We start from the raw sequence: 24,589 nt of genomic DNA, 5'->3' as shown, positions 1-24,589 counted from the left end.
CAGCGGTGAGCGGTAAAGGAGAACTTGCGCATCGATTGCGCCGTGAAAACGGCGTCACCGCTGCCGCGGGGATACCTAGAATGTGAGGCCTCGGCGCGTGTTATTCAATCTATCGCCTCGATAGGCGGGCGTTGCCACGCGCATGTCGCATTGGCCGAGGCCGGTACGGCTGCTATCTTGCTGGCCTTGGCCCCTGAGTGGGGCCCGTATCCTTCCCCCGTACCGAGACCACGAGAGCAGACATGAGCGAAACCACCGAACGCTGGGGCAGTCGCCGAGCCTTCATTCTGGCCGTGACCGGCGCCGCCGTAGGGCTGGGCAACATCTGGCGCTTCCCCTACATGACCGGCGAGAACGGCGGTTCCGCGTTTCTGCTGCTGTATATCGGTTTCGTGCTGTTGCTGGGCCTGCCGGTGATGATGGCCGAGATCATGATCGGGCGCGCCGGACGTCGCGGACCGATGCAGGCGCTGGCCCATCTGGCCGTCAGCGGTGGACGCACCCCGCACTGGCGCTGGCTGGGACTGTTCGGCGCCATCACCATGTTCTTCATCCTGTCGTTCTATTCGGTGGTGTCGGGCTGGTCGATCGAGTATCTGGTCGATTCGCTGAAGGGTGACTTCAGCGGCATGAGCCCGCCGGAGATCGGCGCTTCCTTCGGTGCCTTCCTGGAAGACCCGGTCACGATGACCTTCAACCACACCGTCTTCATGCTGATGACGATGAGTGTGGTGGTCGCCGGCATCTCTTCCGGGCTCGAGCGCCTCAACAACCTGATGATGCCGCTGCTCTACGTGCTGTTGCTGGCGCTGGCGGGTTACAGCATCAGTACGCCCGGCTTCGGCCCCGCGCTGAGCTGGCTGTTCATGCCCAACCCGAGTGCCATCACGCTGGACGTGATGCTCAATGCCATGGGGCATGCCTTCTTCACTCTGGCGGTCGGCGCCTGTGCCCTGATGGCCTACGGCGCCTACATGCCGGAGCGCCAGAGTCTGCCGACGGCGGCGATCGCCGTGGCGGCACTGGATATCGGTGTGGCGCTGCTGGCGGGGATCGCCATCTTCGCGGCGGTCTTCAGCCAGGGCATGGACCCGGCCTCCGGCCCTGGCCTGATGTTCGTCAGCCTGCCGATCGCCTTCGCCAATCTGCCGGGCGGCAGCGTGCTGCTGGCGCTGTTCTTCCTGCTGTTGCTGCTGGCGACCTGGACCAGCTCGATCAACATCGCCGAGCCCATCGTCGAGGTGCTGGAGGGCTGGGGTCTCAAGCGTCGCCACGCGGCACTGGTGGTCGGTGTCTCGGTGTGGGCGATGGGGCTGTTGTCGGTGCTGTCCTTCTCGAGCCTCAAGGACGTGCACGTGCTGGGCGAGATGAATGTCTTCGATGCGGTGACGACGATTCCGCCGGACTTCTTCCTGCCGATCGGCGGGCTGCTGATCGCCATCTTCGCGGCCTGGGTGATGCCGCAGAATCGTGCGCTGGCAGGCCTCGGCACCTCGCGTGGCTTCTTCCGCACTTGGCGTTGGGTGCTGCGCTGGATCTCGATTCCGCTGGTTGTCGTCGTGCTGGGCTGGAGCTTCTTCAAGTAAGCGCGCCTGCGCAATCGGTACGTGAATCTGGCGTTGAGTCGGCGTGCGGCATGGCGCGATGCGTGGGGCATGGCGAGCCTGCAAGCGGGGCGTCGGGACGGGGTGTCGAAAACATCGCAACGCGAGTCAGGCCGTTGCGCTATTGGCATCCCGGTGTTTGGCGCAGTAGGCTGGTTGCCTAATTCAGGAGGTAAGGCATGAGCATTAGATCCTTCAAGGGCCTGACGCCGCGACTGGGCGAGCGGGTTTTCGTCGATCCGGCCAGTGTGGTGCTGGGTGATGTCGCCCTCGGGGATGACAGCTCGGTATGGCCGCTGGCGGTGATTCGCGGCGACATGCACCGTATCCGCATCGGCGCGCGCACCAGCGTGCAGGATGGCGCGGTACTGCATATCACCCACGCCAGTGACTTCAATCCGGGCGGCTATCCGCTGGAAATCGGTGATGACGTCACCATCGGCCACAAGGCCGTATTGCATGGCTGCACCATTCACGACCGTGTGCTGGTCGGCATGGGCGCCATCGTGATGGACGGCGTGGTGGTGGAAGATGAAGTCATCATCGCGGCGGGTGCGCTGGTGCCACCGGGCAAGCGTCTCGAGGGCGGGCATGTGTATGCCGGCAACCCGGCCAAGGCACTGCGCCCGATCAAGGACAGTGAGCGTGAGTTCTTCACCTATTCGGCGGTGAACTACGTCAAGCTGAAGGATCAGCATCTGGCCGAAGACTACGTCGACTGAATCTCCCTCGCACAGAGCGGCAGACGCAGCAATGATCACTCCCCCGTCGGCTCAGGCCGGCGGGGGAGTGCTCGTTTCAGGGCCGGATTCTCCACAAGCCAGGGGCGGATTTGACGCAAGCCAGGGTCGGTTTTCCACGAGCTTAAGAAGGCAGATGTGGCAGTGGTGCGTACAAACCAGGACAAGCCATTGTTTTTCATGAAATGCTTGCGTCATAATCTGGACGTATATCCAGTGCCAGCGTGTGGCGTCTGGTCCAGTGACATCGTCGAGGGCTCGCGACCCGTATTTCATGGCCAATTTTCGTACCCATATCACCGTAGCGGCCTTTGCCGGCGGCATCGTCGCGGCGGCGGGCTGGCAGGGCGGCCTGTGGTCGCTGGCGGAGGGGGTTCCGCTGGCGAGCCTGACCACCTTCGGCGGTATCCTGCCGGATATCGACTCCGACAACTCGCGCGCCATCCGTATCCTGTTCACGCTGTTTGCGGTACTGGCGACCATGGCCTGCGTGCTGTTGCTGCAGGACCGCCTGCTGGCGGGGCCTTTGATGATGGCGGGCGGCGCCACCTATCTGGGCGTGCGCTATGTGGCCAGCGCCATCTTCAAGCGTTTTACCGTCCATCGCGGTATCTGGCACTCGCTGCTGGCGTCACTGCTGTGCTCGCTGGGCGTGACGGCCGCCAGCCTGCATGTGCTGGGCCAGAGTGAAGAGCAGGCCTGGTGGCAGGGCGCGGCCCTGTTGTTCGGCGCCATGATCCACCTGCTGCTCGATGAGATGTACAGCGTCGACATGGTCGGCGCACGCCTGAAGCGCAGCTTCGGCACCGCCTTCAAGCTGTTCGATTATCGTGAGCCGGGCAATTCGCTGGCGATGGTGGCGGTGATCGCCGCCATGACGCCCTGGCTGCCACCATTGTCGGTACTGGTGGACATCATGCACCTGCAGGGGCCGCTGTCCGTGTTCGGCGCAGGTCTGTCGCGGCTGATGGCCGGCGTCTGATGCCGTCTGGCTGAAGGCCGGCGCGAATCTCCGTTGCTGTTGTGATGCCTTGGTTGTGATGCATCAGGCACGATAGGGCTCGGCGCTCAGGCCGTGCTTCTTGAGCTTGTCGTAGAGTGTCTTGCGCGGCAGCCCCAGTCGTTCGCAGGCCATCACCACCTGACCTTTGCTGGCCGCCAGGGCCTCGCGAATCAGCGCGGCCTCGAACGCCTCCATGCGCTGCGGCAGCGATTGCGCCTGCGTGGCTGCCTTCACGTTGTGCTCCAGTTCCCCCAGCTCGCCTGATTCCCTCGGTGCGCCTGAAGCATCCCGCTCGCCCATGCCGGCGGTGATGCCTTCTCTGACCGCCTCTCTTGTGGCTTCCGTGCTGTTCACGGCTGGGCCACTCGTGCCCGCGGTGAGCGGTCGCCCTTCCGCCATGCTGTCGCCGATGTTGCCCTCCAGCCCGCCAAGCAGCACATGGCGTTCCGCACAGTTTCTCAATTCACGCACGTTGCCCGGCCAGTCATGCGCCAGCAGTGCCTGCAGGGTGGTGGCGTCCAGCGGCGGGACTTCCAGACTGGTGCGTTCGCTGGCCAGAATCGCGAAGTGCCGAAACAGTTGCAGGATATCCTCGGCATGCTCGCGCAGTGGCGGCAGATACAGCGTGACCACGTTCAGGCGGTAGTAGAGGTCTTCGCGAAACTCGCCGGCGCTGGCCGCTTCGCGCAGATCCCGCTTGGTGGCGGCGATGACGCGGATATCGATGGGGCGTGGCGTATTGCTGCCGAGCCGCTCGATGCTGCGCTCCTGCAGCACCCGCAACAGCTTGATCTGCAACGACATCGGCATCGATTCGATCTCATCGAGAAACAGGGTGCCGCCGTCGGCGTGTTCCAGCTTGCCGATGCGGCGCTCGCTGGCACCGGTGAAGGCACCTTTCTCATGGCCGAACAGTTCCGACTCGATCAACGTCTCCGGCATGCCGCCACAGTTGAGCGCCACGAAGGGCTTGCTGGCGCGAGCGCTGCGCTCGTGCAGGCAGCGGGCGACACGGTCCTTGCCGGCGCCGGTCTCGCCATACAGCAGGGTGTCGGCATCGACCGCCGCCAGGCGTGACACCTGGGCGTCCAGGCGCTGCATGATGTCACTGCTGCCGACCAGCCTGGGGCCGGCGCTGTTGCGCTGGGTATCCAGCTGTTCGCGCAGCGAGCGGTTCTCCAGCGTCAGCCGGCGGGCGGCCACCGCACGCCGCACGCCATCGAGCATGCGCTCGCGATCGAAGGGCTTCTCGATGAAATCCCAGGCACCGGCCTGCATGGCCGCGACGGCGGTGTCGATGTCGCCATGACCGGTCATCACGATCACCGGCAGCTCGTCATCCACGGCATGCGCCGCGTGCAGCAGGCTCAGGCCATCCATGCCCGGCATGCGAATGTCCGTGACCACCACACCCTCGAAGGGCGCTTCGGCGCGCAGGATCGCCAGCGCCTGCTCGGCACTGGCCAGCGGGCGAGTGCGGTAATCGGCCAGCATCAGACTCTGGCTCAGGCTGTCGCGCAGGTGCGGTTCGTCATCCACCACCAGCACCTGCATGTCGGTATTCGTGACGTCGCTCATGACGGCTCCTGTGAATGGTTGGCGGTGGGTGGCATTGGGGGTTGTGAGGGCGACGGCTGATGTGAGGGCGTCGCAAGTGAGTGTATCGATAGTGAGGGCATCGAGAGTGCCGGCAGCGTCAGCCGGAACAGTGCACCACCCAGCGGCGAGGGGTACGCCTCGAGGGTGCCGCCGAGGTCAGCGACGATACGCGCGCTGATCGATAACCCCAGCCCGAGTCCCTGACCGTCGGCGCGCTGGGTATAGAAGGGTTCGAACACCCGCACCAGTTGCGATGGCTCGAGGCCGGGGCCGTTGTCGTGGACTTCCAGCACGACCTGATTGCCGGCGCTGCCCGCTTGCTCATGCAGGTTGAGCTGGATGCTGGGGGGCTCCGTGCGCTCGGGGGGCATGTCGGCAAGCGCATCCAGTGCATTGCCGATCAGGTTGACCAATACCTGCTCCAGACGTACCGGCTCGGCGCGCACCCGCGCTAGCTTTGGACTCGCTTCGTGAATGAGGGTCACGCCGAGTGCCTCGCAGCGTGCATGCAGCAGGCGCAGGGCGTAGTCGAGGCTGGTGGTGAGATCGATGGCCTCCAGACGGTCACCGCTCTTGCGTGAGAACTGACGCAGCTGCGCGCTGATCTCGCCCATGCGCTGGGTCAGCTCGGTGATCTGGCGCAGGTTGCTCTCGACCTGGGTGGTCTGGGCGCGGGCGAGGAAGGCGGTCGCGTTCTCGGCATAGGCGCGGATGGCGGCCAATGGCTGATTGAGCTCGTGATTGATGCCGGCGGCCAGTTCCCCCAGGACGGCGAGCTTGGCGGTCTGGATCAATTCATCGCGCGTCTCGCGCAGCTCGCGTTCGGCGCGGGTGCGCTCCTCGACTTCGGCACTCAGGCGCGTGTTGCTGGCGGCGAGGTCGCGGGTGCGCTCGACCACCCGTTGCTCGAAGGCATCGCGTGCCTGGGCGAGCTGTTCGGCCTGGGCACGGCGTTCGCTGACATCGAAGACCGTGACCAGCCAGCGCGGACCGTTGGGACTGGGCAGCGGCGAGCAGGAAAGCTCCAGTGGTACCGCGACACCCTCGCGCAGGCCATGCACTTCCAGCGGCCCGACGGAGCGGGCCTGGGTCAGGCGGTCCAGCAGGTGGCGCTCGGCTGGCAGGAAAAGCTCGCGCAGATCACGCCCTTCGCGGGCGCTGGGCTGGCGGAGTGAGTCGCCCGGTGAGGCATCGGCACTCAAGGGCGAGCCGAACAGCGCAATGGCCGTCGGATTGAGATACACCAGCCGCACCCGCTCATCGAGGATGCACAGGCCAGCCTGAGTGCGGTCGATGATGCCGCGCACCCGTTGCTGGCTGCTGGCGAGATTCTGGCGCTCGCGCTCGGCGAACAGGCGACGCTCACGCAGGATGCGCAGTCGCTGCCAGCCCAGCCCTGCCAGCAGACACAGCAAGGCATAGCCACCGGCCGCGAGTCCGGCCGCTTGCCAGATACCGCTGCGCAGCGGTGCCAGTGGCTTGAGCACATGCAGGCGCCAGCCGATGTCCGGCAGTGGCTGGGACAGGCTCAACCAGGCGTGCTGCCAGAGATCCCCCGGTGTCAGCTGCAACAGCTCGATGGAGGTCGTGTCGCGGCGCGACTCAAAGGGCGGGCCCAAAAGCTCCGGCAGCGCCTCGCGGTGATGCAGGCGCAGCGGGCGCAGGCGCTGATTGGCATAGCGCTGGGTGTCGAGCAGCCGGTTGCGTGTCTCCTCGCTGAGTGGCTCCAGCGTGCGCAGTACCCGCTGCGCCTGGCTGGCGATGAAGATCACGCCATGCGGATCAGTGACCATGATGTCGGCATTCTGGTCGAGCCACGCCGCCTCCAGAGCCTCTATCTGCACCTTGACCACGGCCACGCCACGTCGTCCCTGCGGGCTGGTGACGGCAGCGCTGAAGAAGTAACCGCGCTCACCGGAGCTGGTGCCCAGCCCGTAGAAGCGCCCCTCGCCGCCATTGATGGCGTCTTGCCAGTAGGGGCGGAAGCGATAGTTCTGGCCGATGAAGGTATTGGCGGAGCGCCAGTTGCTGGCGGCGATGGTGGTGCCGGTGTCATCGACCAGATAGAGGTCCGAGATGCCGGCCAGCTCACGCATGCGGTCCAGTCGCTGATTGAGTGCCACTTCCGCGCTGGGGTCTTCTGGGTGATCGAGGAAGTCGCGCAGCTGGTCATTCTCTGCCACCAGTCTGGGCAGATAGGCGTGGCGATTCAGCTGGCCACGCAGGCTGGCGGCGGTCAGACGCAGTTCGTTGTCTGCCTCATGCCCCAGGCGCTCCAGACCCTGGCTGCGCGCCATCGAGACCGCCTGCCACACGCATAGCATCAGCCCCAGCGGTAGCGCGACCGCCAGTACGAGACGCCACAGCTGGGGCAGGCGCGTGTCCTTCATCGGCAAGCCTTCATGTTCAGGCCCTCATCTCAAGCACTGCATATCCGGAACTCCATATTCAGCCAGAGCGTCATGACTGAGCGTCATGAGCCATCCGGCGCCGCCTGGGCACGGCGCAAGGCGCGCTGGGCACGAGTCTCGGCGCGCTCCAGTTCCAGCAGCGAATCCTCGACGAATACCAGATGCTCATGGGCGGCGTTGCGCGCATCTTCGGCGCGGCCTTCCATGATCGCCTCGAACAGGCTGCGGTGCTGCTGGATCAGGCGCGGGCGTGATTCCGGCTTCTCGAACAGGTGGCGCAGGTTGGCCACGATGCTCTTCTCCAGCAACTGGAACAGGCTGCGCATCGAGTGCAGCAGCACCACGTTGTGCGCGGCCTCGGCGATGGCGAGGTGGAAGGCGGCATCGGCACCGGCCTCGCGCTCCGGGTCACGTCCCTCGAAGCTCTTCTCCAGGTCCTCGAAGCGCTGGCGCAGCATTGCCTTGTCGGCAGGGGTGGAGCGCATGGCGGCGTAGTAGGCGCTGATGCCCTCCAGCGCATCGCGAAATTCCAGCAGGTCGAGATTGAACTCGCCGTGGCGCCCCAGCAGCGCGCTGAGCGGGTCCGACCAGGCGCGCGCCAGCTCTTCAGAGACGTAGGTGCCGCCGCCCTGGCGTGAAGTCAGCAGTCCGCGCGCGGCCAGCTTCTGGATGGCCTCCCGCACGGAGGGGCGCGAGACCTCGAACTGCTCGGCCAGGGTGCGCTCCGGTGGCAGGCGCTCGCCGGGTTTCAGGCTGCCCTCGATGATCATGCTTTCGAGGCGCTCGGTGAGTACATCGGCGATACGGGGTTGGCGGACAGGGGCGTAACGCATGGAAGTGTCCTTGCGGCAAAGGTGAAAGGCGGCGCCGAACGCTGGAAAGCCAGAGCGCAGCATGCAAGAGAGGGGCGCTTGCGGCGCTGCCGATGATCAGTGTGGCCCGTGGGCATTCCACGCCACAGCCGACATTGGTCTTACCAATATGTGTGATAACCACGCCTCGCGTGGGAGGTTGGCGTTCTCAGTAATTGGTAAGACCAATTTTACGCAATGAGGCTGCTTTGACCAATGTCTAGATACCTTGTACCACATGATGTTTGACCCCTTTCGAGGCGACGCCTAGATTATGCCGAAGCACAGTAGGGTAAATTGGTATGACCAATTTATCGAAAGGCCTGACCCAAGGGTGCGCCAACCCCCGAGTCCTTCACTGCCGTGCCAGACAACAATCACAACAATTCGCCTGCGGAGTTTCCGTCATGTCCGAGCCACTGCTGGCCTTGCTGGCCTTCACCCCTATCCTGCTGGCGGGCATCCTGCTCGTCGGTCTGCAATGGCCCGCGCGTCGCGCCATGCCATTGATCTTTCTCGTCACCGCTGCCATCGGCTATTTCGTGTGGCAGATGTCGCTGACGCGCATTCTGGCCTCCACGCTGCAGGGGCTGATGGTGACCGTCTCGGTGCTGTGGATCATCTTCGGCGCCATCTTCCTGCTCAATACGCTCAAGCATTCCGGGGCGATCGCGGTGATCCGCGGCGCCTTCACCACCGTCAGTCCCGACCGTCGCGTACAGGCCATCATCATCGCCTGGCTGTTCGGCAGCTTCATCGAGGGCGCTTCCGGCTTCGGGACGCCTGCGGCCATCGCGGCGCCGTTGCTGGTCGCCATCGGCTTCCCGGCGCTGGGGGCGGTGATGGTGGGCATGATGATCCAGTCGACGCCGGTATCATTCGGGGCGGTGGGCACGCCGATCGTGATCGGCGTGAATGCGGGCCTCGACAAGGCCAATCTCGGTGAGCAGCTGCTGGCGAACCACTCCAGCTGGGAGGCCTTCATGCAGCTGATCACCTCGGAGGTCGCCATCGTGCATGGCATCGTCGGCCTGCTGATGCCGTTGTTCATGACCGTGATGATGACGCGCTTCTTCGGCGCGAAGAAAAGCTGGAGCGAAGGACTGTCGATTGCGCCGTTCGCGCTGTTCGCCGGCCTGTGCTTCACGCTGCCCTACGTGGCAGCGGGTATCTTCCTCGGCCCGGAATTCCCGTCACTGATCGGCGCTCTGGTCGGCTTGATCCTCGTGGTGCCAGCGGCGCGTGCCGGATTTCTACTGCCGAAGGACAGCTGGGATTTTCCGCCCGAGGCCGAGTGGCCCAAGCATTGGCTGGGTGACCTGACGCTGGAGCGTGATGATGTCGAGACCGCCGCGGCGGGCAGAAAGCCGCTGCCTCTGTGGCTGGCGTGGTTGCCCTATGGGCTGATCGCGCTGCTGCTGGTCGCCTCACGCGTATCGAGTGACTTCAAGGGCTGGCTGGTCAGCGTGCAATTCAGTGCCACTGACCTGCTGGGTGCCAGCGGTATCTCCGGCGCGATTCAGCCGCTCTATCTGCCTGGCGGCATCATGGTCTTCGTGGCGCTGATCACGCTGCTGCTGCATCGCATGGCCTCTCGCCAGCTGGTGGCGGCGGCCAGCGAATCCTGGCGCACACTGGTCGGCGCCGGCTTCGTGCTGGTGTTCACCATTCCGATGGTACGCATCCTGATCAACTCCGGCGTCAACCTGAACGACCTGGCGTCCATGCCGGTGGTGATGGCGGACGTGGTAGCTGACAGCCTCGGTCAGGCCTATCCGTTGTTCGCCTCGGGCATCGGCGCGCTGGGTGCCTTCATCGCCGGCTCCAATACGGTCTCCAACATGATGCTGTCCCAGTTCCAGTTCAACGTCGCCGCCCAGCTCGGGCTGTCGGGAGCGCTGATGGTGGCGCTGCAGGCGGTCGGGGCTGCGGCCGGCAACATGATCGCCATCCACAACGTCGTGGCGGCCTCGGCGACCGTCGGTCTGCTGGGGCGTGAGGGTCGTACCCTGCGCATGACGGCGATTCCGACCGCCTACTATCTATTGGCCTCCGGCGTGCTGGGCATGCTGGCGTTCCACCTGGTGGGTCTGAGTGATCCGCTGCTGCCGTAAGCGTGATCCGTGCTGACTGATACCCTGAAAGACATCCTGACTGACTGATAAAGAGACTGGCCATGACCGCCGCTGCTGCCCCTGACTCCACTGCTCACCCTGCCATGGGCGGGCATGCCTCACCCCAGGCGCGTGCTGCTGCCTATGACGCCCTGCGCGAGGCGTTGGCGCAGCACATTCCCGGTGAGCGCCTGATCCATGATCCGCTGCGCACCCTGGCCTACGGGACGGATGCCAGCTTCTATCGGCTGGTGCCGCAGCTGGTGGTGCGGGTGCATGACGAGCAGGAGCTGGGGCATGTGTTGCGCGAGTGCCGGGCGCGCAAGTTGCCGGTGACCTTCCGTGCGGCAGGGACGTCACTGTCCGGTCAGGCGCTGACGGATTCGGTGCTCATCCAGCTGGGTGGTGAGTGGCGAGGGGCGAAGGTGCTGGAGCAGGGCAGTCGCATCTGCCTGCAGCCGGGGGTGATCGGGGCGCGTGCCAATCAGCTGCTGGCCCCCTTCGGACGCAAGATCGGCCCGGACCCGGCTTCGATCAACAGTTGCATGATCGGCGGTATCGCGGCCAACAATGCGTCCGGCATGTGCTGCGGCACGGCACACAACAGTTATCGCACCGTCGAGGACCTGCGCGTCATTCTCGCCGATGGCACCTGCCTGGATACGGCCTCGCCGGAGAGCGTGCAGGCCTTTCGCGCCAGTCATGGTGGTCTGCTGGCGGAGCTGGAACGCATGGCGGCCAGTGTGCGCGCCGACCCTGAGCTGGCCGAGCGCATCCGCCACAAGTACCGGCTCAAGAACACCACCGGTTATAGCCTCAATGCGCTGGTCGACTATGCCGATGGTCTCGAGATCCTCAAGCATCTGATGATCGGTTCGGAAGGCACGCTGGGCTTCATCGCCTCCATTACCTACCGCACCGTGATCGAGGAGCCGCACAAGGCGGCGGCGCTGGTGTACTACCCGAACATCGATGCGGCCTGTCGCGCCACCATGCTGCTGAAGATGGCACCGGTCGCGGCGGTGGAGCTGATGGACCGCGCGGCGCTGCGCTCCGTGGAGGACGCACCGGGCATGCCGGACGTGTTGCGCGCCCTGCCGGAAGAGGCGGTCGCGCTGCTGGTGGATGTGCGGGGCGCGCATCATCAGGAGCTGGAGGCGCGCATGGCCGAGGTTGCCCGCGTGCTGGAAGGCATCGAGACCTGCGAGTCGTGGGCCTTCACTCAGGATGCGCAGCGTTATGCGCTGTACTGGAAGATCCGCAAGGGGCTGTTCCCGGCGGTCGGTGCAGTGCGTGATCTGGGGACCACCGTGATCATCGAGGATGTCGCCTTCCCCATCGAGCGGCTGGCGGAAGGCGTCGGTGCGCTGACGGAGGTCTTCCAGCGGCATGGTTACTCCCAGGCGATCCTGTTTGGCCATGCGCTGGAGGGCAATCTTCACTTCGTCTTCCCGCAGGGCTTCGAGCGCGAAGGCGAGGTGGCGCGCTATCAGGCGCTGATGGATGACGTCGCGCAGCTGGTGGGGCAGGAATATGGTGGCTCGCTCAAGGCCGAGCATGGCACCGGTCGCAACATGGCGCCTTATGTAGAGCTTGAGTGGGGCAAGGATGCCTATGCCCTGATGTGGCGTATCAAGGAGGCCTTCGATCCGGACAACCTGCTCAACCCGGAAGTGATCCTGACGCGCAATCCTCGCCTGCATCTGGAAAACCTCAAGCCATTGCCGGCGGCGGACCCGCTGGTAGACCGCTGCATCGAGTGCGGTTTCTGTGAGTCGGTCTGCCCGTCGAAGAACCTGAGCCTGACGCCGCGCCAGCGCATCGTCATCCGGCGGGAGATCGCACGCCTGGCTGCGCTCGAGGCACTGGATGATGCACAGCGCGACCAGCTGGCAGTGCTCAGGCAGGAATACGCCTATCAGGGCATGGAGACCTGTGCGGGCGATGGCCTGTGCGCGACCCAGTGTCCGGTCGGCATCAATACCGGTGATCTGATCCGGGGGCTACGTCATGAGGAGAACGCCGGTGCCGATCATCCAGGCAAGATGAAGGTGGCGCATTGGGCCGGTGAGCACTTCACGCGTGTCACCAGCGGCATGCGTGGCGTGCTCAGGCTGGCGGATGGGCTGCATGGTGTCGTCGGCACGCGCAACATGCGCCGCCTGACCCAGACTGCTCGCAAGGTGTCCGGCGACAGGGTGCAGCAATGGACTCCCAGCATGCCGGCTGCCGCTGCGCGTGATTATCTCAAGCGTCTCGCGCAGCCACTGGGGCGCAGTGCAGCGCCCAATGGGCATGTCGTCTACTTCCCGTCCTGCGCCACGCGTGTCTTCGGGGTCGCTGCTGATGATCGCGATCCGCGCAGTGTCACGGAAATGGCGCTGGCCTTGATGGACAAGGCCGGCTTCGAGGTCGTGCTGCCGAAAGGTCTGGAGGCGCTGTGCTGTGGCATGGCCTTCCAGTCCAAGGGGCAGTTCGAGGCGGGAGATGCCAAGGCCGCCGAGCTGGCAACGGCGCTGGTGGAGGCGAGTGACGGCGGACGGCTGCCGATCTTCTGTGATACCAGTCCGTGCCTGGCACAGGCTCAGGCCTATGCGGGCGAGCATCTCGAGGTGTCGCTGACTCTGGTCGAGCCGGTGCAGCTGGTACTCGACTATCTATTGCCCTATCTCTCGATCACACCGCTCAAGGCGAGAGTCGCGGTGCATGTCACCTGCTCCAGTGTCCGCATGGGGCTGGCAGAGCAGTTCGTGGCGCTGGCGCGGCAGTGCGCCAGTGAAGTCGTCGTGCCGGAAGAGATCACCTGCTGCGGCTTCGCCGGCGACAAGGGCTTCAGTACACCGGAGCTCAATGCCTCGGCATTGAAGGGACTGAAGGAGGTAGTGGCCGATTGCGACTACGGGGTTTCCAATTCGCGCACCTGCGAGATAGGGCTGAGTGAGCACTCCGGACTCAGCTATCAATCGATTCTCGGTCTGGTCGATAGAGCCTCGGCACCAAGGTGATGGGAGGTGTTCGAGATGCATGACACCCTGATGACAATCTCTTGAAAAAGCCCTTGCCCTCACGGTGGTTCGTGCGTAAAGTACGCATCCGCTGCCGGGGACGCATGGCGTTACCAGCGGTGAACGAGGTTTGCAGGTGATTGTTTTGCTTGGTGTTTTTGAAGTCCGCTTCGAGATCATCGGTTGACAATCCCGGGCGATTCGCTAGAATACGCCGCACTCCTTACGGAACAGGTGATCGAGCAACGCTCCTCACCGCTTGATGATGCTTAGAGGCAGTCGACTGACTCATTATCAAGTGCTTGACTTCTCAAACGTTCCGGGTAGAATATGCCTCCTCGCTTAACAGCGATGCTCTTTAAAAATTTGATCAGGTAATTCGTGTGAGCGCTTGCCGATGAGTGGTGACAAGGTCACCAAATATCGGAGCAAGCCTCTCACGAGAAGTTTGACTCTGAACCAAGTTTGGTCTGCTTAACAGACTATCAAGCTTTCAACTGAAGAGTTTGATCATGGCTCAGATTGAACGCTGGCGGCAGGCTTAACACATGCAAGTCGAGCGGAAACGATCCTAGCTTGCTAGGAGGCGTCGAGCGGCGGACGGGTGAGTAATGCATGGGAATCTGCCCGATAGTGGGGGACAACCTGGGGAAACTCAGGCTAATACCGCATACGTCCTACGGGAGAAAGCAGGGGATCTTCGGACCTTGCGCTATCGGATGAGCCCATGTCGGATTAGCTTGTTGGTGAGGTAATGGCTCACCAAGGCGACGATCCGTAGCTGGTCTGAGAGGATGATCAGCCACACTGGGACTGAGACACGGCCCAGACTCCTACGGGAGGCAGCAGTGGGGAATATTGGACAATGGGCGAAAGCCTGATCCAGCCATGCCGCGTGTGTGAAGAAGGCCTTCGGGTTGTAAAGCACTTTCAGCGAGGAAGAACGCCTTGGGATTAATACTCCCGAGGAAAGACATCACTCGCAGAAGAAGCACCGGCTAACTCCGTGCCAGCAGCCGCGGTAATACGGAGGGTGCAAGCGTTAATCGGAATTACTGGGCGTAAAGCGCGCGTAGGTGGCTAAGTCAGCCAGGTGTGAAAGCCCCGGGCTCAACCTGGGAACGGCATCTGGAACTGCTTGGCTAGAGTGCAGGAGAGGAAGGTAGAATTCCCGGTGTAGCGGTGAAATGCGTAGAGATCGGGAGGAATACCAGTGGCGAAGGCGGCCTTCTGGACTGACACTGACACTGAGGTGCGAAAGCGTGGGTAGCAAACAGGATTAGATACCCTGGTAGTCCACGCCGTAAACGATGTCAACTAGCCGTTGGGTCCCTTGAGGACTTAGTGGCGCAGCTAACGCAATAAGTTGACCGCCTGGGGAGTACGGCCGCAAGGTTAAAACTCAAATGAATTGACGGGGGCCCGCACAAGCGGTGGAGCATGTGGTTTAATTCGATGCAACGCGAAGAACCTTACCTACCCTTGACATCCAGAGGACTTTCCAGAGATGGATTGGTGCCTTCGGGAACTCTGAGACAGGTGCTGCATGGCTGTCGTCAGCTCGTGTTGTGAAATGTTGGGTTAAGTCCCGTAACGAGCGCAACCCCTATCCTTATTTGCCAGCGAGTAATGTCGGGAACTCTAAGGAGACTGCCGGTGACAAACCGGAGGAAGGTGGGGACGACGTCAAGTCATCATGGCCCTTACGGGTAGGGCTACACACGTGCTACAATGGCAAGTACAAAGGGTTGCAATACTGCGAAGTGGAGCCAATCCCATAAAGCTTGCCTCAGTCCGGATTGGAGTCTGCAACTCGACTCCATGAAGTCGGAATCGCTAGTAATCGTGGATCAGAATGCCACGGTGAATACGTTCCCGGGCCTTGTACACACCGCCCGTCACACCATGGGAGTGGACTGCACCAGAAGTGGTTAGCCTAACCTTCGGGAGGGCGATCACCACGGTGTGGTTCATGACTGGGGTGAAGTCGTAACAAGGTAGCCCTAGGGGAACCTGGGGCTGGATCACCTCCTTATCGACACTGTCTACTGCTCGCGGCAAGTGCTCACAACGAATTACCTGATCTTATTGCTGGCTTAGCCGGCAGTGGCAAGCGTGCTCATCACAGAGCGCGCTTCTCACTGTTCTCTGAACAGCCGCTCTTTAACAATGTGAATCATGCTGACGATAGATGTGTGCGCCAAGCGCATGTCTATCAAAACGATATGTCGGAGAGGTCCGACAGATTCGTAATCCTTGACAGACCCCTTGGGGTTATATGGTCAAGCGATTAAGCGCATACGGTGGATGCCTTGGCAGCCAGAGGCGATGAAGGACGTGATAGCCTGCGATAAGCGTTGGCGAGGTGGCAAATACCCTGCGACCCAACGATTTCCGAATGGGGAAACCCACTCACCATCAGGTGAGTATCTATAGGCCAATACATAACCTATAGAGGCAAACCCGGGGAACTGAAACATCTAAGTACCCGGAGGAAAAGAAATCAACCGAGATTCCCCAAGTAGCGGCGAGCGAACGGGGACCAGCCCTTAAGCGTGACAACTGACAGACGAACAAGCTGGGAAGCTTGACGATACAGGGTGATAGTCCCGTAGTCGAAGTCTGAGTCACGTGAAATCGAGTAGGTCGGGGCACGAGAAACCTTGACTGAACATGGGGGGACCATCCTCCAAGGCTAAATACTCCTGGCTGACCGATAGTGAACCAGTACCGTGAGGGAAAGGCGAAAAGAACCCCGGCGAGGGGAGTGAAATAGATCCTGAAACCGTATGCGTACAAGCAGTGGGAGCACCTTCGTGGTGTGACCGCGTACCTTTTGTATAATGGGTCAGCGACTTATATTCTGTGGCGAGCTTAACCGTATAGGGGAGGCGTAGGGAAACCGAGTCTTAACTGGGCGACCAGTCGCAGGGTATAGACCCGAAACCGGGCGATCTATCCATGGCCAGGGTGAAGATTGAGTAACATCAATTGGAGGCCCGAACCCAAGTATGTTGAAAAATGCTGGGATGAGCTGTGGATCGGAGTGAAAGGCTAATCAAGCCCGGAGATAGCTGGTTCTCCTCGAAAGCTATTTAGGTAGCGCCTCACGTATCACCGCTGGGGGTAGAGCACTGTTTCGGCTAGGGGGTCATCCCGACTTACCAACCCGAGGCAAACTCCGAATACCAGTGAGTGCAGCGTGGGAGACACACAGCGGGTGCTAACGTCCGTTGTGAAAAGGGAAACAACCCAGACCGTCAGCTAAGGTCCCAAAATCCTGATTAAGTGGGAAACGATGTGGGAAGGCTCAGACAGCTAGGAGGTTGGCTTAGAAGCAGCCATCCTTTAAAGAAAGCGTAATAGCTCACTAGTCGAGTCGGCCTGCGCGGAAGATATAACGGGGCTAAATCAGGTACCGAAGCTACGGGTTCATCCTCTGGATGAGCGGTAGAGGAGCGTCGTGTAAGCCAATGAAGGTGGATTGAGAAGTCTGCTGGAGGTATCACGAGTGCGAATGCTGACATGAGTAACGATAAGGGGAGTGAAAAACTCCCCCGCCGGAAGACCAAGGTTTTCTGTTCTACGTTAATCGGAGCAGAGTGAGTCGGCCCCTAAGGCGAGGCGGAAACGCGTAGTCGATGGGAAACGGGTTAATATTCCCGTACCGGATGTGGTTGCGATGGGGGGACGAAGAAGGCTAGGTGAGCCAGGCGTTGGTTGTCCTGGTGAAAGCATGTAGGCCGAGGAATCAGGCAAATCCGGTTCCTCTGAGGTCGAGATGCGAGACGAACTGACCACGGTCAGGAAGTCATCGATGCCACGCTTCCAGGAAAAGCCTCTAAGCTTCAGATCACATGCGACCGTACCCCAAACCGACACAGGTGGTCAGGTAGAGAATACCAAGGCGCTTGAGAGAACTCGGGTGAAGGAACTAGGCAAAATGGCACCGTAACTTCGGGAGAAGGTGCACCGGTTCGAGTGAAGGACTTGCTTCGTAAGCTCTTACCGGTCGAAGATACCAGGTGGCTGCAACTGTTTATTAAAAACACAGCACTCTGCAAACGCGCAAGCGGACGTATAGGGTGTGACGCCTGCCCGGTGCCGGAAGGTTAATTGATGGGGTTAGCTCACGCGAAGCTCTTGATCGAAGCCCCGGTAAACGGCGGCCGTAACTATAACGGTCCTAAGGTAGCGAAATTCCTTGTCGGGTAAGTTCCGACCTGCACGAATGGCGTAATGATGGCCACGCTGTCTCCACCCGAGACTCAGTGAAATTGAAATCGCAGTGAAGATGCTGTGTACCCGCGGCTAGACGGAAAGACCCCGTGAACCTTTACTATAGCTTTACACTGGATGCTGATGTTGTCTGTGTAGGATAGCTGGGAGGCTTTGAAACCACGTCGCCAGATGCGGTGGAGCCAACCTTGAAATACCAGCCTGACATCATTGGCGTTCTAACTCAGGTCCGTTATCCGGATCGAGGACAGTGTATGGTGGGTAGTTTGACTGGGGCGGTCTCCTCCTAAAGAGTAACGGAGGAGCACGAAGGTACCCTCAGCACGGTTGGAAATCGTGCATTGAGTGCAAGAGCATAAGGGTGCTTGACTGCGAGACAGACACGTCGAGCAGGTACGAAAGTAGGTTCTAGTGATCCGGTGGTTCTGTATGGAAGGGCCATCGCTCAACGGATAAAAGGTACTCCGGGGATAACAGGCTGATACCGCCCAAGAGTTCACATCGACGGCGGTGTTTGGCACCTCGATGTCGGCTCATCACATCCTGGGGCTGAAGTCGGTCCCAAGGGTATGGCTGTTCGCCATTTAAAGTGGTACGCGAGCTGGGTTTAGAACGTCGTGAGACAGTTCGGTCCCTATCTGCCGTGGGCGTCGGAAGTTTGAGAAGAGCTGCTCCTAGTACGAGAGGACCGGAGTGGACGAACCTCTGGTGTTCGGGTTGTCATGCCAATGGCATTGCCCGGTAGCTACGTTCGGACGGGATAACCGCTGAAAGCATCTAAGCGGGAAGCCCCCTTCAAGATGAGACTTCCCTGAGGCCTTGCGCCTCCTGAAGGGCCCTTGAAGACTACAAGGTTGATAGGCTGGGTGTGGAAGCACAGCAATGTGTTGAGCTAACCAGTACTAATTGCCCGTGAGGCTTGACCATATAACACCCAAGGGGTTTGCGCAGGCAAACGCCGGGATTGCGACAGGATCGAGACATATCGGTCAGCATGATTCATATTGCGAGTCGCGAGGCCATACGCCTCGAGACTCAGGCATCGCAAGATGCCACCGTTTCGCCTGACGACCATAGCGAGCGTGAACCACCCGATCCCATGCCGAACTCGGAAGTGAAACCGCTTAGCGCCGATGGTAGTGTGGAGTTTCTCCATGTGAGAGTAGGTCATCGTCAGGCACTTATATCGAACCGCCCCTGTAGCCTTGCTGCAGGGGCGGTTCTCTTTGTGTTCAGGAAAAGTTGTGCTCAGGAAAGAATGCGGCTAGAACAGTCTCTCCCTGCAAGAGTCGCGGATGGCCGCCCCATGACAGTCATGAAAAGTTCGTCAAGCACTTATACCGAGCCGCCCCTGTAACCTTGCTGCAGGGGCGGTTCTCTTTGTGGCCAGGAAAAATTGGCTCAATAGAAAATCCGTGTGCAGAAAGACGTGCATGGAAAAGTGGTGCGAGAGATAACCTTCCCAGGCTGCACAAGAAGAAAGTCTTTGGCTCATCATCGTGCTGTGATGGTTCTGCCATTGACGAAAAATGATGTGCGCTCTTTCTTTATCCCTGGTTTTGCCAAGCATCGCCCCTGCAGCTTTTGATGTGGGGGCGTATTTTTGTGCGGCTAGAAGCAACTCGCATGAACCTGTCAGCGTCGGAGTTCATCAGAGAGATGCTCACTTCCATCATGTCTGGGTCGGGAGTGGCGTCATTCGGGATATTTTTTATGCGCAAAACTGGGCTTTTTTGCGTGCGCCGCCAGGTGAAGAAAAGGGTGCTAAAGACGAGTCTTGTTGCCAGAGATCGGCTGGCTGGAGTGCTCCAGGTGCCAGAATCAGGGGTGTGAAGGCGAAATCTGGCCTGATCTTCAAAAAGCCCTTGCCCTCACGGTGGTTCGTGCGTAAAGTACGCATCCGCTGCCGGGGACGCATGGCGTTACCAGCGGTGAACGAGGTTTGCAGGTGATTGTTTTGCTTGGTGTTTTTGAAGTCCGCTTCGAGATCATCGGTTGACAATCCCGGGCGATTCGCTAGAATACGCCGCACTCCTTACGGAACAGGTGATCGAGCAACGCTCCTCACCGCTTGATGATGCTTAGAGGCAGTCGACTGACTCATTATCAAGTGCTTGACTTCTCAAACGTTCCGGGTAGAATATGCCTCCTCGCTTAACAGCGATGCTCTTTAAAAATTTGATCAGGTAATTCGTGTGAGCGCTTGCCGATGAGTGGTGACAAGGTCACCAAATATCGGAGCAAGCCTCTCACGAGAAGTTTGACTCTGAACCAAGTTTGGTCTGCTTAACAGACTATCAAGCTTTCAACTGAAGAGTTTGATCATGGCTCAGATTGAACGCTGGCGGCAGGCTTAACACATGCAAGTCGAGCGGAAACGATCCTAGCTTGCTAGGAGGCGTCGAGCGGCGGACGGGTGAGTAATGCATGGGAATCTGCCCGATAGTGGGGGACAACCTGGGGAAACTCAGGCTAATACCGCATACGTCCTACGGGAGAAAGCAGGGGATCTTCGGACCTTGCGCTATCGGATGAGCCCATGTCGGATTAGCTTGTTGGTGAGGTAATGGCTCACCAAGGCGACGATCCGTAGCTGGTCTGAGAGGATGATCAGCCACACTGGGACTGAGACACGGCCCAGACTCCTACGGGAGGCAGCAGTGGGGAATATTGGACAATGGGCGAAAGCCTGATCCAGCCATGCCGCGTGTGTGAAGAAGGCCTTCGGGTTGTAAAGCACTTTCAGCGAGGAAGAACGCCTTGGGATTAATACTCCCGAGGAAAGACATCACTCGCAGAAGAAGCACCGGCTAACTCCGTGCCAGCAGCCGCGGTAATACGGAGGGTGCAAGCGTTAATCGGAATTACTGGGCGTAAAGCGCGCGTAGGTGGCTAAGTCAGCCAGGTGTGAAAGCCCCGGGCTCAACCTGGGAACGGCATCTGGAACTGCTTGGCTAGAGTGCAGGAGAGGAAGGTAGAATTCCCGGTGTAGCGGTGAAATGCGTAGAGATCGGGAGGAATACCAGTGGCGAAGGCGGCCTTCTGGACTGACACTGACACTGAGGTGCGAAAGCGTGGGTAGCAAACAGGATTAGATACCCTGGTAGTCCACGCCGTAAACGATGTCAACTAGCCGTTGGGTCCCTTGAGGACTTAGTGGCGCAGCTAACGCAATAAGTTGACCGCCTGGGGAGTACGGCCGCAAGGTTAAAACTCAAATGAATTGACGGGGGCCCGCACAAGCGGTGGAGCATGTGGTTTAATTCGATGCAACGCGAAGAACCTTACCTACCCTTGACATCCAGAGGACTTTCCAGAGATGGATTGGTGCCTTCGGGAACTCTGAGACAGGTGCTGCATGGCTGTCGTCAGCTCGTGTTGTGAAATGTTGGGTTAAGTCCCGTAACGAGCGCAACCCCTATCCTTATTTGCCAGCGAGTAATGTCGGGAACTCTAAGGAGACTGCCGGTGACAAACCGGAGGAAGGTGGGGACGACGTCAAGTCATCATGGCCCTTACGGGTAGGGCTACACACGTGCTACAATGGCAAGTACAAAGGGTTGCAATACTGCGAAGTGGAGCCAATCCCATAAAGCTTGCCTCAGTCCGGATTGGAGTCTGCAACTCGACTCCATGAAGTCGGAATCGCTAGTAATCGTGGATCAGAATGCCACGGTGAATACGTTCCCGGGCCTTGTACACACCGCCCGTCACACCATGGGAGTGGACTGCACCAGAAGTGGTTAGCCTAACCTTCGGGAGGGCGATCACCACGGTGTGGTTCATGACTGGGGTGAAGTCGTAACAAGGTAGCCCTAGGGGAACCTGGGGCTGGATCACCTCCTTATCGACACTGTCTACTGCTCGCGGCAAGTGCTCACAACGAATTACCTGATCTTATTGCTGGCTTAGCCGGCAGTGGCAAGCGTGCTCATCACAGAGCGCGCTTCTCACTGTTCTCTGAACAGCCGCTCTTTAACAATGTGAATCATGCTGACGATAGATGTGTGCGCCAAGCGCATGTCTATCAAAACGATATGTCGGAGAGGTCCGACAGATTCGTAATCCTTGACAGACCCCTTGGGGTTATATGGTCAAGCGATTAAGCGCATACGGTGGATGCCTTGGCAGCCAGAGGCGATGAAGGACGTGATAGCCTGCGATAAGCGTTGGCGAGGTGGCAAATACCCTGCGACCCAACGATTTCCGAATGGGGAAACCCACTCACCATCAGGTGAGTATCTATAGGCCAATACATAACCTATAGAGGCAAACCCGGGGAACTGAAACATCTAAGTACCCGGAGGAAAAGAAATCAACCGAGATTCCCCAAGTAGCGGCGAGCGAACGGGGACCAGCCCTTAAGCGTGACAACTGACAGACGAACAAGCTGGGAAGCTTGACGATACAGGGTGATAGTCCCGTAGTCGAAGTCTGAGTCACGTGAAATCGAGTAGGTCGGGGCACGAGAAACCTTGACTGAACATGGGGGGACCATCCTCCAAGGCTAAATACTCCTGGCTGACCGATAGTGAACCAGTACCGTGAGGGAAAGGCGAAAAGAACCCCGGCGAGGGGAGTGAAATAGATCCTGAAACCGTATGCGTACAAGCAGTGGGAGCACCTTCGTGGTGTGACCGCGTACCTTTTGTATAATGGGTCAGCGACTTATATTCTGTGGCGAGCTTAACCGTATAGGGGAGGCGTAGGGAAACCGAGTCTTAACTGGGCGACCAGTCGCAGGGTATAGACCCGAAACCGGGCGATCTATCCATGGCCAGGGTGAAGATTGAGTAACATCAATTGGAGGCCCGAACCCAAGTATGTTGAAAAATGCTGGGATGAGCTGTGGATCGGAGTGAAAGGCTAATCAAGCCCGGAGATAGCTGGTTCTCCTCGAAAGCTATTTAGGTAGCGCCTCACGTATCACCGCTGGGGGTAGAGCACTGTTTCGGCTAGGGGGTCATCCCGACTTACCAACCCGAGGCAAACTCCGAATACCAGTGAGTGCAGCGTGGGAGACACACAGCGGGTGCTAACGTCCGTTGTGAAAAGGGAAACAACCCAGACCGTCAGCTAAGGTCCCAAAATCCTGATTAAGTGGGAAACGATGTGGGAAGGCTCAGACAGCTAGGAGGTTGGCTTAGAAGCAGCCATCCTTTAAAGAAAGCGTAATAGCTCACTAGTCGAGTCGGCCTGCGCGGAAGATATAACGGGGCTAAATCAGGTACCGAAGCTACGGGTTCATCCTCTGGATGAGCGGTAGAGGAGCGTCGTGTAAGCCAATGAAGGTGGATTGAGAAGTCTGCTGGAGGTATCACGAGTGCGAATGCTGACATGAGTAACGATAAGGGGAGTGAAAAACTCCCCCGCCGGAAGACCAAGGTTTTCTGTTCTACGTTAATCGGAGCAGAGTGAGTCGGCCCCTAAGGCGAGGCGGAAACGCGTAGTCGATGGGAAACGGGTTAATATTCCCGTACCGGATGTGGTTGCGATGGGGGGACGAAGAAGGCTAGGTGAGCCAGGCGTTGGTTGTCCTGGTGAAAGCATGTAGGCCGAGGAATCAGGCAAATCCGGTTCCTCTGAGGTCGAGATGCGAGACGAACTGACCACGGTCAGGAAGTCATCGATGCCACGCTTCCAGGAAAAGCCTCTAAGCTTCAGATCACATGCGACCGTACCCCAAACCGACACAGGTGGTCAGGTAGAGAATACCAAGGCGCTTGAGAGAACTCGGGTGAAGGAACTAGGCAAAATGGCACCGTAACTTCGGGAGAAGGTGCACCGGTTCGAGTGAAGGACTTGCTTCGTAAGCTCTTACCGGTCGAAGATACCAGGTGGCTGCAACTGTTTATTAAAAACACAGCACTCTGCAAACGCGCAAGCGGACGTATAGGGTGTGACGCCTGCCCGGTGCCGGAAGGTTAATTGATGGGGTTAGCTCACGCGAAGCTCTTGATCGAAGCCCCGGTAAACGGCGGCCGTAACTATAACGGTCCTAAGGTAGCGAAATTCCTTGTCGGGTAAGTTCCGACCTGCACGAATGGCGTAATGATGGCCACGCTGTCTCCACCCGAGACTCAGTGAAATTGAAATCGCAGTGAAGATGCTGTGTACCCGCGGCTAGACGGAAAGACCCCGTGAACCTTTACTATAGCTTTACACTGGATGCTGATGTTGTCTGTGTAGGATAGCTGGGAGGCTTTGAAACCACGTCGCCAGATGCGGTGGAGCCAACCTTGAAATACCAGCCTGACATCATTGGCGTTCTAACTCAGGTCCGTTATCCGGATCGAGGACAGTGTATGGTGGGTAGTTTGACTGGGGCGGTCTCCTCCTAAAGAGTAACGGAGGAGCACGAAGGTACCCTCAGCACGGTTGGAAATCGTGCATTGAGTGCAAGAGCATAAGGGTGCTTGACTGCGAGACAGACACGTCGAGCAGGTACGAAAGTAGGTTCTAGTGATCCGGTGGTTCTGTATGGAAGGGCCATCGCTCAACGGATAAAAGGTACTCCGGGGATAACAGGCTGATACCGCCCAAGAGTTCACATCGACGGCGGTGTTTGGCACCTCGATGTCGGCTCATCACATCCTGGGGCTGAAGTCGGTCCCAAGGGTATGGCTGTTCGCCATTTAAAGTGGTACGCGAGCTGGGTTTAGAACGTCGTGAGACAGTTCGGTCCCTATCTGCCGTGGGCGTCGGAAGTTTGAGAAGAGCTGCTCCTAGTACGAGAGGACCGGAGTGGACGAACCTCTGGTGTTCGGGTTGTCATGCCAATGGCATTGCCCGGTAGCTACGTTCGGACGGGATAACCGCTGAAAGCATCTAAGCGGGAAGCCCCCTTCAAGATGAGACTTCCCTGAGGCCTTGCGCCTCCTGAAGGGCCCTTGAAGACTACAAGGTTGATAGGCTGGGTGTGGAAGCACAGCAATGTGTTGAGCTAACCAGTACTAATTGCCCGTGAGGCTTGACCATATAACACCCAAGGGGTTTGCGCAGGCAAACGCCGGGATTGCGACA

General features: G+C 59.7%; 9 protein-coding genes and 5 rRNA genes. 10 read left to right on the top strand and 4 right to left on the bottom strand.

Annotated elements, in window-relative coordinates; all coding sequences use genetic code 11:
• The first annotated feature begins 242 nt into the window (after positions 1-242).
• The 3 genes from LCW13_RS16775 (at position 243) to LCW13_RS16765 (ending at position 3,326) form a co-directional block, all read left to right on the top strand.
• On the top strand, positions 243-1,586 hold the full coding sequence (locus LCW13_RS16775) for a sodium-dependent transporter (RefSeq protein WP_225347421.1): 1,344 nt from the start codon (positions 243-245) through the stop codon (positions 1,584-1,586).
• Between the two features lie 197 nt (positions 1,587-1,783).
• A complete protein-coding gene (locus LCW13_RS16770; protein WP_043335714.1) occupies positions 1,784-2,326 on the top strand; it encodes a gamma carbonic anhydrase family protein in 543 nt (180 codons plus the stop codon).
• Positions 2,327-2,618: 292 nt separating this feature from the next.
• Positions 2,619-3,326, top strand: coding sequence for a metal-dependent hydrolase (locus LCW13_RS16765; RefSeq protein ID WP_052384803.1), 708 nt, complete (start codon positions 2,619-2,621; stop codon positions 3,324-3,326).
• Between the two features lie 63 nt (positions 3,327-3,389).
• On the opposite strand, the gene LCW13_RS16760 is transcribed toward LCW13_RS16765, so the two are convergent.
• From LCW13_RS16760 to LCW13_RS16750, 3 genes are all read right to left on the bottom strand, one after another.
• Entirely contained in the window at positions 3,390-4,925 is a 1,536-nt protein-coding gene (locus LCW13_RS16760) for a sigma-54-dependent transcriptional regulator (RefSeq protein ID WP_225347420.1), read from the bottom strand.
• On the bottom strand, positions 4,922-7,336 hold the full coding sequence (locus tag LCW13_RS16755; protein WP_225347419.1) for an ATP-binding protein: 2,415 nt from the start codon (positions 7,334-7,336) through the stop codon (positions 4,922-4,924). The genes LCW13_RS16760 and LCW13_RS16755 overlap by 4 nt, the downstream gene beginning before the upstream one ends.
• An 83-nt stretch (positions 7,337-7,419) precedes the next feature.
• Positions 7,420-8,190: an FCD domain-containing protein gene (locus tag LCW13_RS16750; RefSeq protein ID WP_054556318.1), complete on the bottom strand. Its 771-nt coding sequence runs from the start codon at positions 8,188-8,190 to the stop codon at positions 7,420-7,422.
• 425 nt (positions 8,191-8,615) lie between these two features.
• Here LCW13_RS16750 and LCW13_RS16745 point away from each other — a divergent pair, with 425 nt between their 5' ends.
• The 5 genes from LCW13_RS16745 (at position 8,616) to rrf (ending at position 18,745) form a co-directional block, all read left to right on the top strand.
• Positions 8,616-10,322, top strand: coding sequence for an L-lactate permease (locus LCW13_RS16745; RefSeq protein WP_225347418.1), 1,707 nt, complete (start codon positions 8,616-8,618; stop codon positions 10,320-10,322).
• Between the two features lie 62 nt (positions 10,323-10,384).
• Positions 10,385-13,327, top strand: a complete 2,943-nt coding sequence (locus LCW13_RS16740) for an FAD-binding and (Fe-S)-binding domain-containing protein (protein WP_225347417.1) — start codon at positions 10,385-10,387, stop codon at positions 13,325-13,327.
• 494 nt (positions 13,328-13,821) lie between these two features.
• Positions 13,822-15,362 (top strand): 16S ribosomal RNA (locus LCW13_RS16735).
• A gap of 245 nt (positions 15,363-15,607) precedes the next feature.
• Positions 15,608-18,493, top strand: a 23S ribosomal RNA gene (locus tag LCW13_RS16730).
• Positions 18,494-18,629: 136 nt separating this feature from the next.
• Positions 18,630-18,745, top strand: a 5S ribosomal RNA gene (rrf, locus tag LCW13_RS16725).
• Between the two features lie 532 nt (positions 18,746-19,277).
• On the opposite strand, the gene LCW13_RS16720 is transcribed toward rrf, so the two are convergent.
• The gene (locus LCW13_RS16720) at positions 19,278-19,568 is read right to left on the bottom strand and encodes a hypothetical protein (RefSeq protein ID WP_225347416.1); all 291 of its coding nucleotides are present in this window, start codon (positions 19,566-19,568) and stop codon (positions 19,278-19,280) included.
• Between the two features lie 304 nt (positions 19,569-19,872).
• Between LCW13_RS16720 and LCW13_RS16715 the strand changes: the two genes are divergently transcribed.
• Together LCW13_RS16715 and LCW13_RS16710 are read left to right on the top strand one after the other, a co-directional pair.
• Positions 19,873-21,413 (top strand): 16S ribosomal RNA (locus LCW13_RS16715).
• Positions 21,414-21,658: 245 nt separating this feature from the next.
• Positions 21,659-24,544, top strand: a 23S ribosomal RNA gene (locus tag LCW13_RS16710).
• Together the 16S, 23S and 5S rRNA genes form the textbook arrangement of a ribosomal RNA operon.
• The last annotated feature ends 45 nt before the right edge of the window (positions 24,545-24,589 follow it).

Origin of the sequence: Cobetia amphilecti (assembly GCF_020217465.1) — a bacterium.
Taxonomy (GTDB): domain Bacteria; phylum Pseudomonadota; class Gammaproteobacteria; order Pseudomonadales; family Halomonadaceae; genus Cobetia; species Cobetia amphilecti.
This window is presented reverse-complemented; position numbering and strand designations above follow the sequence as displayed.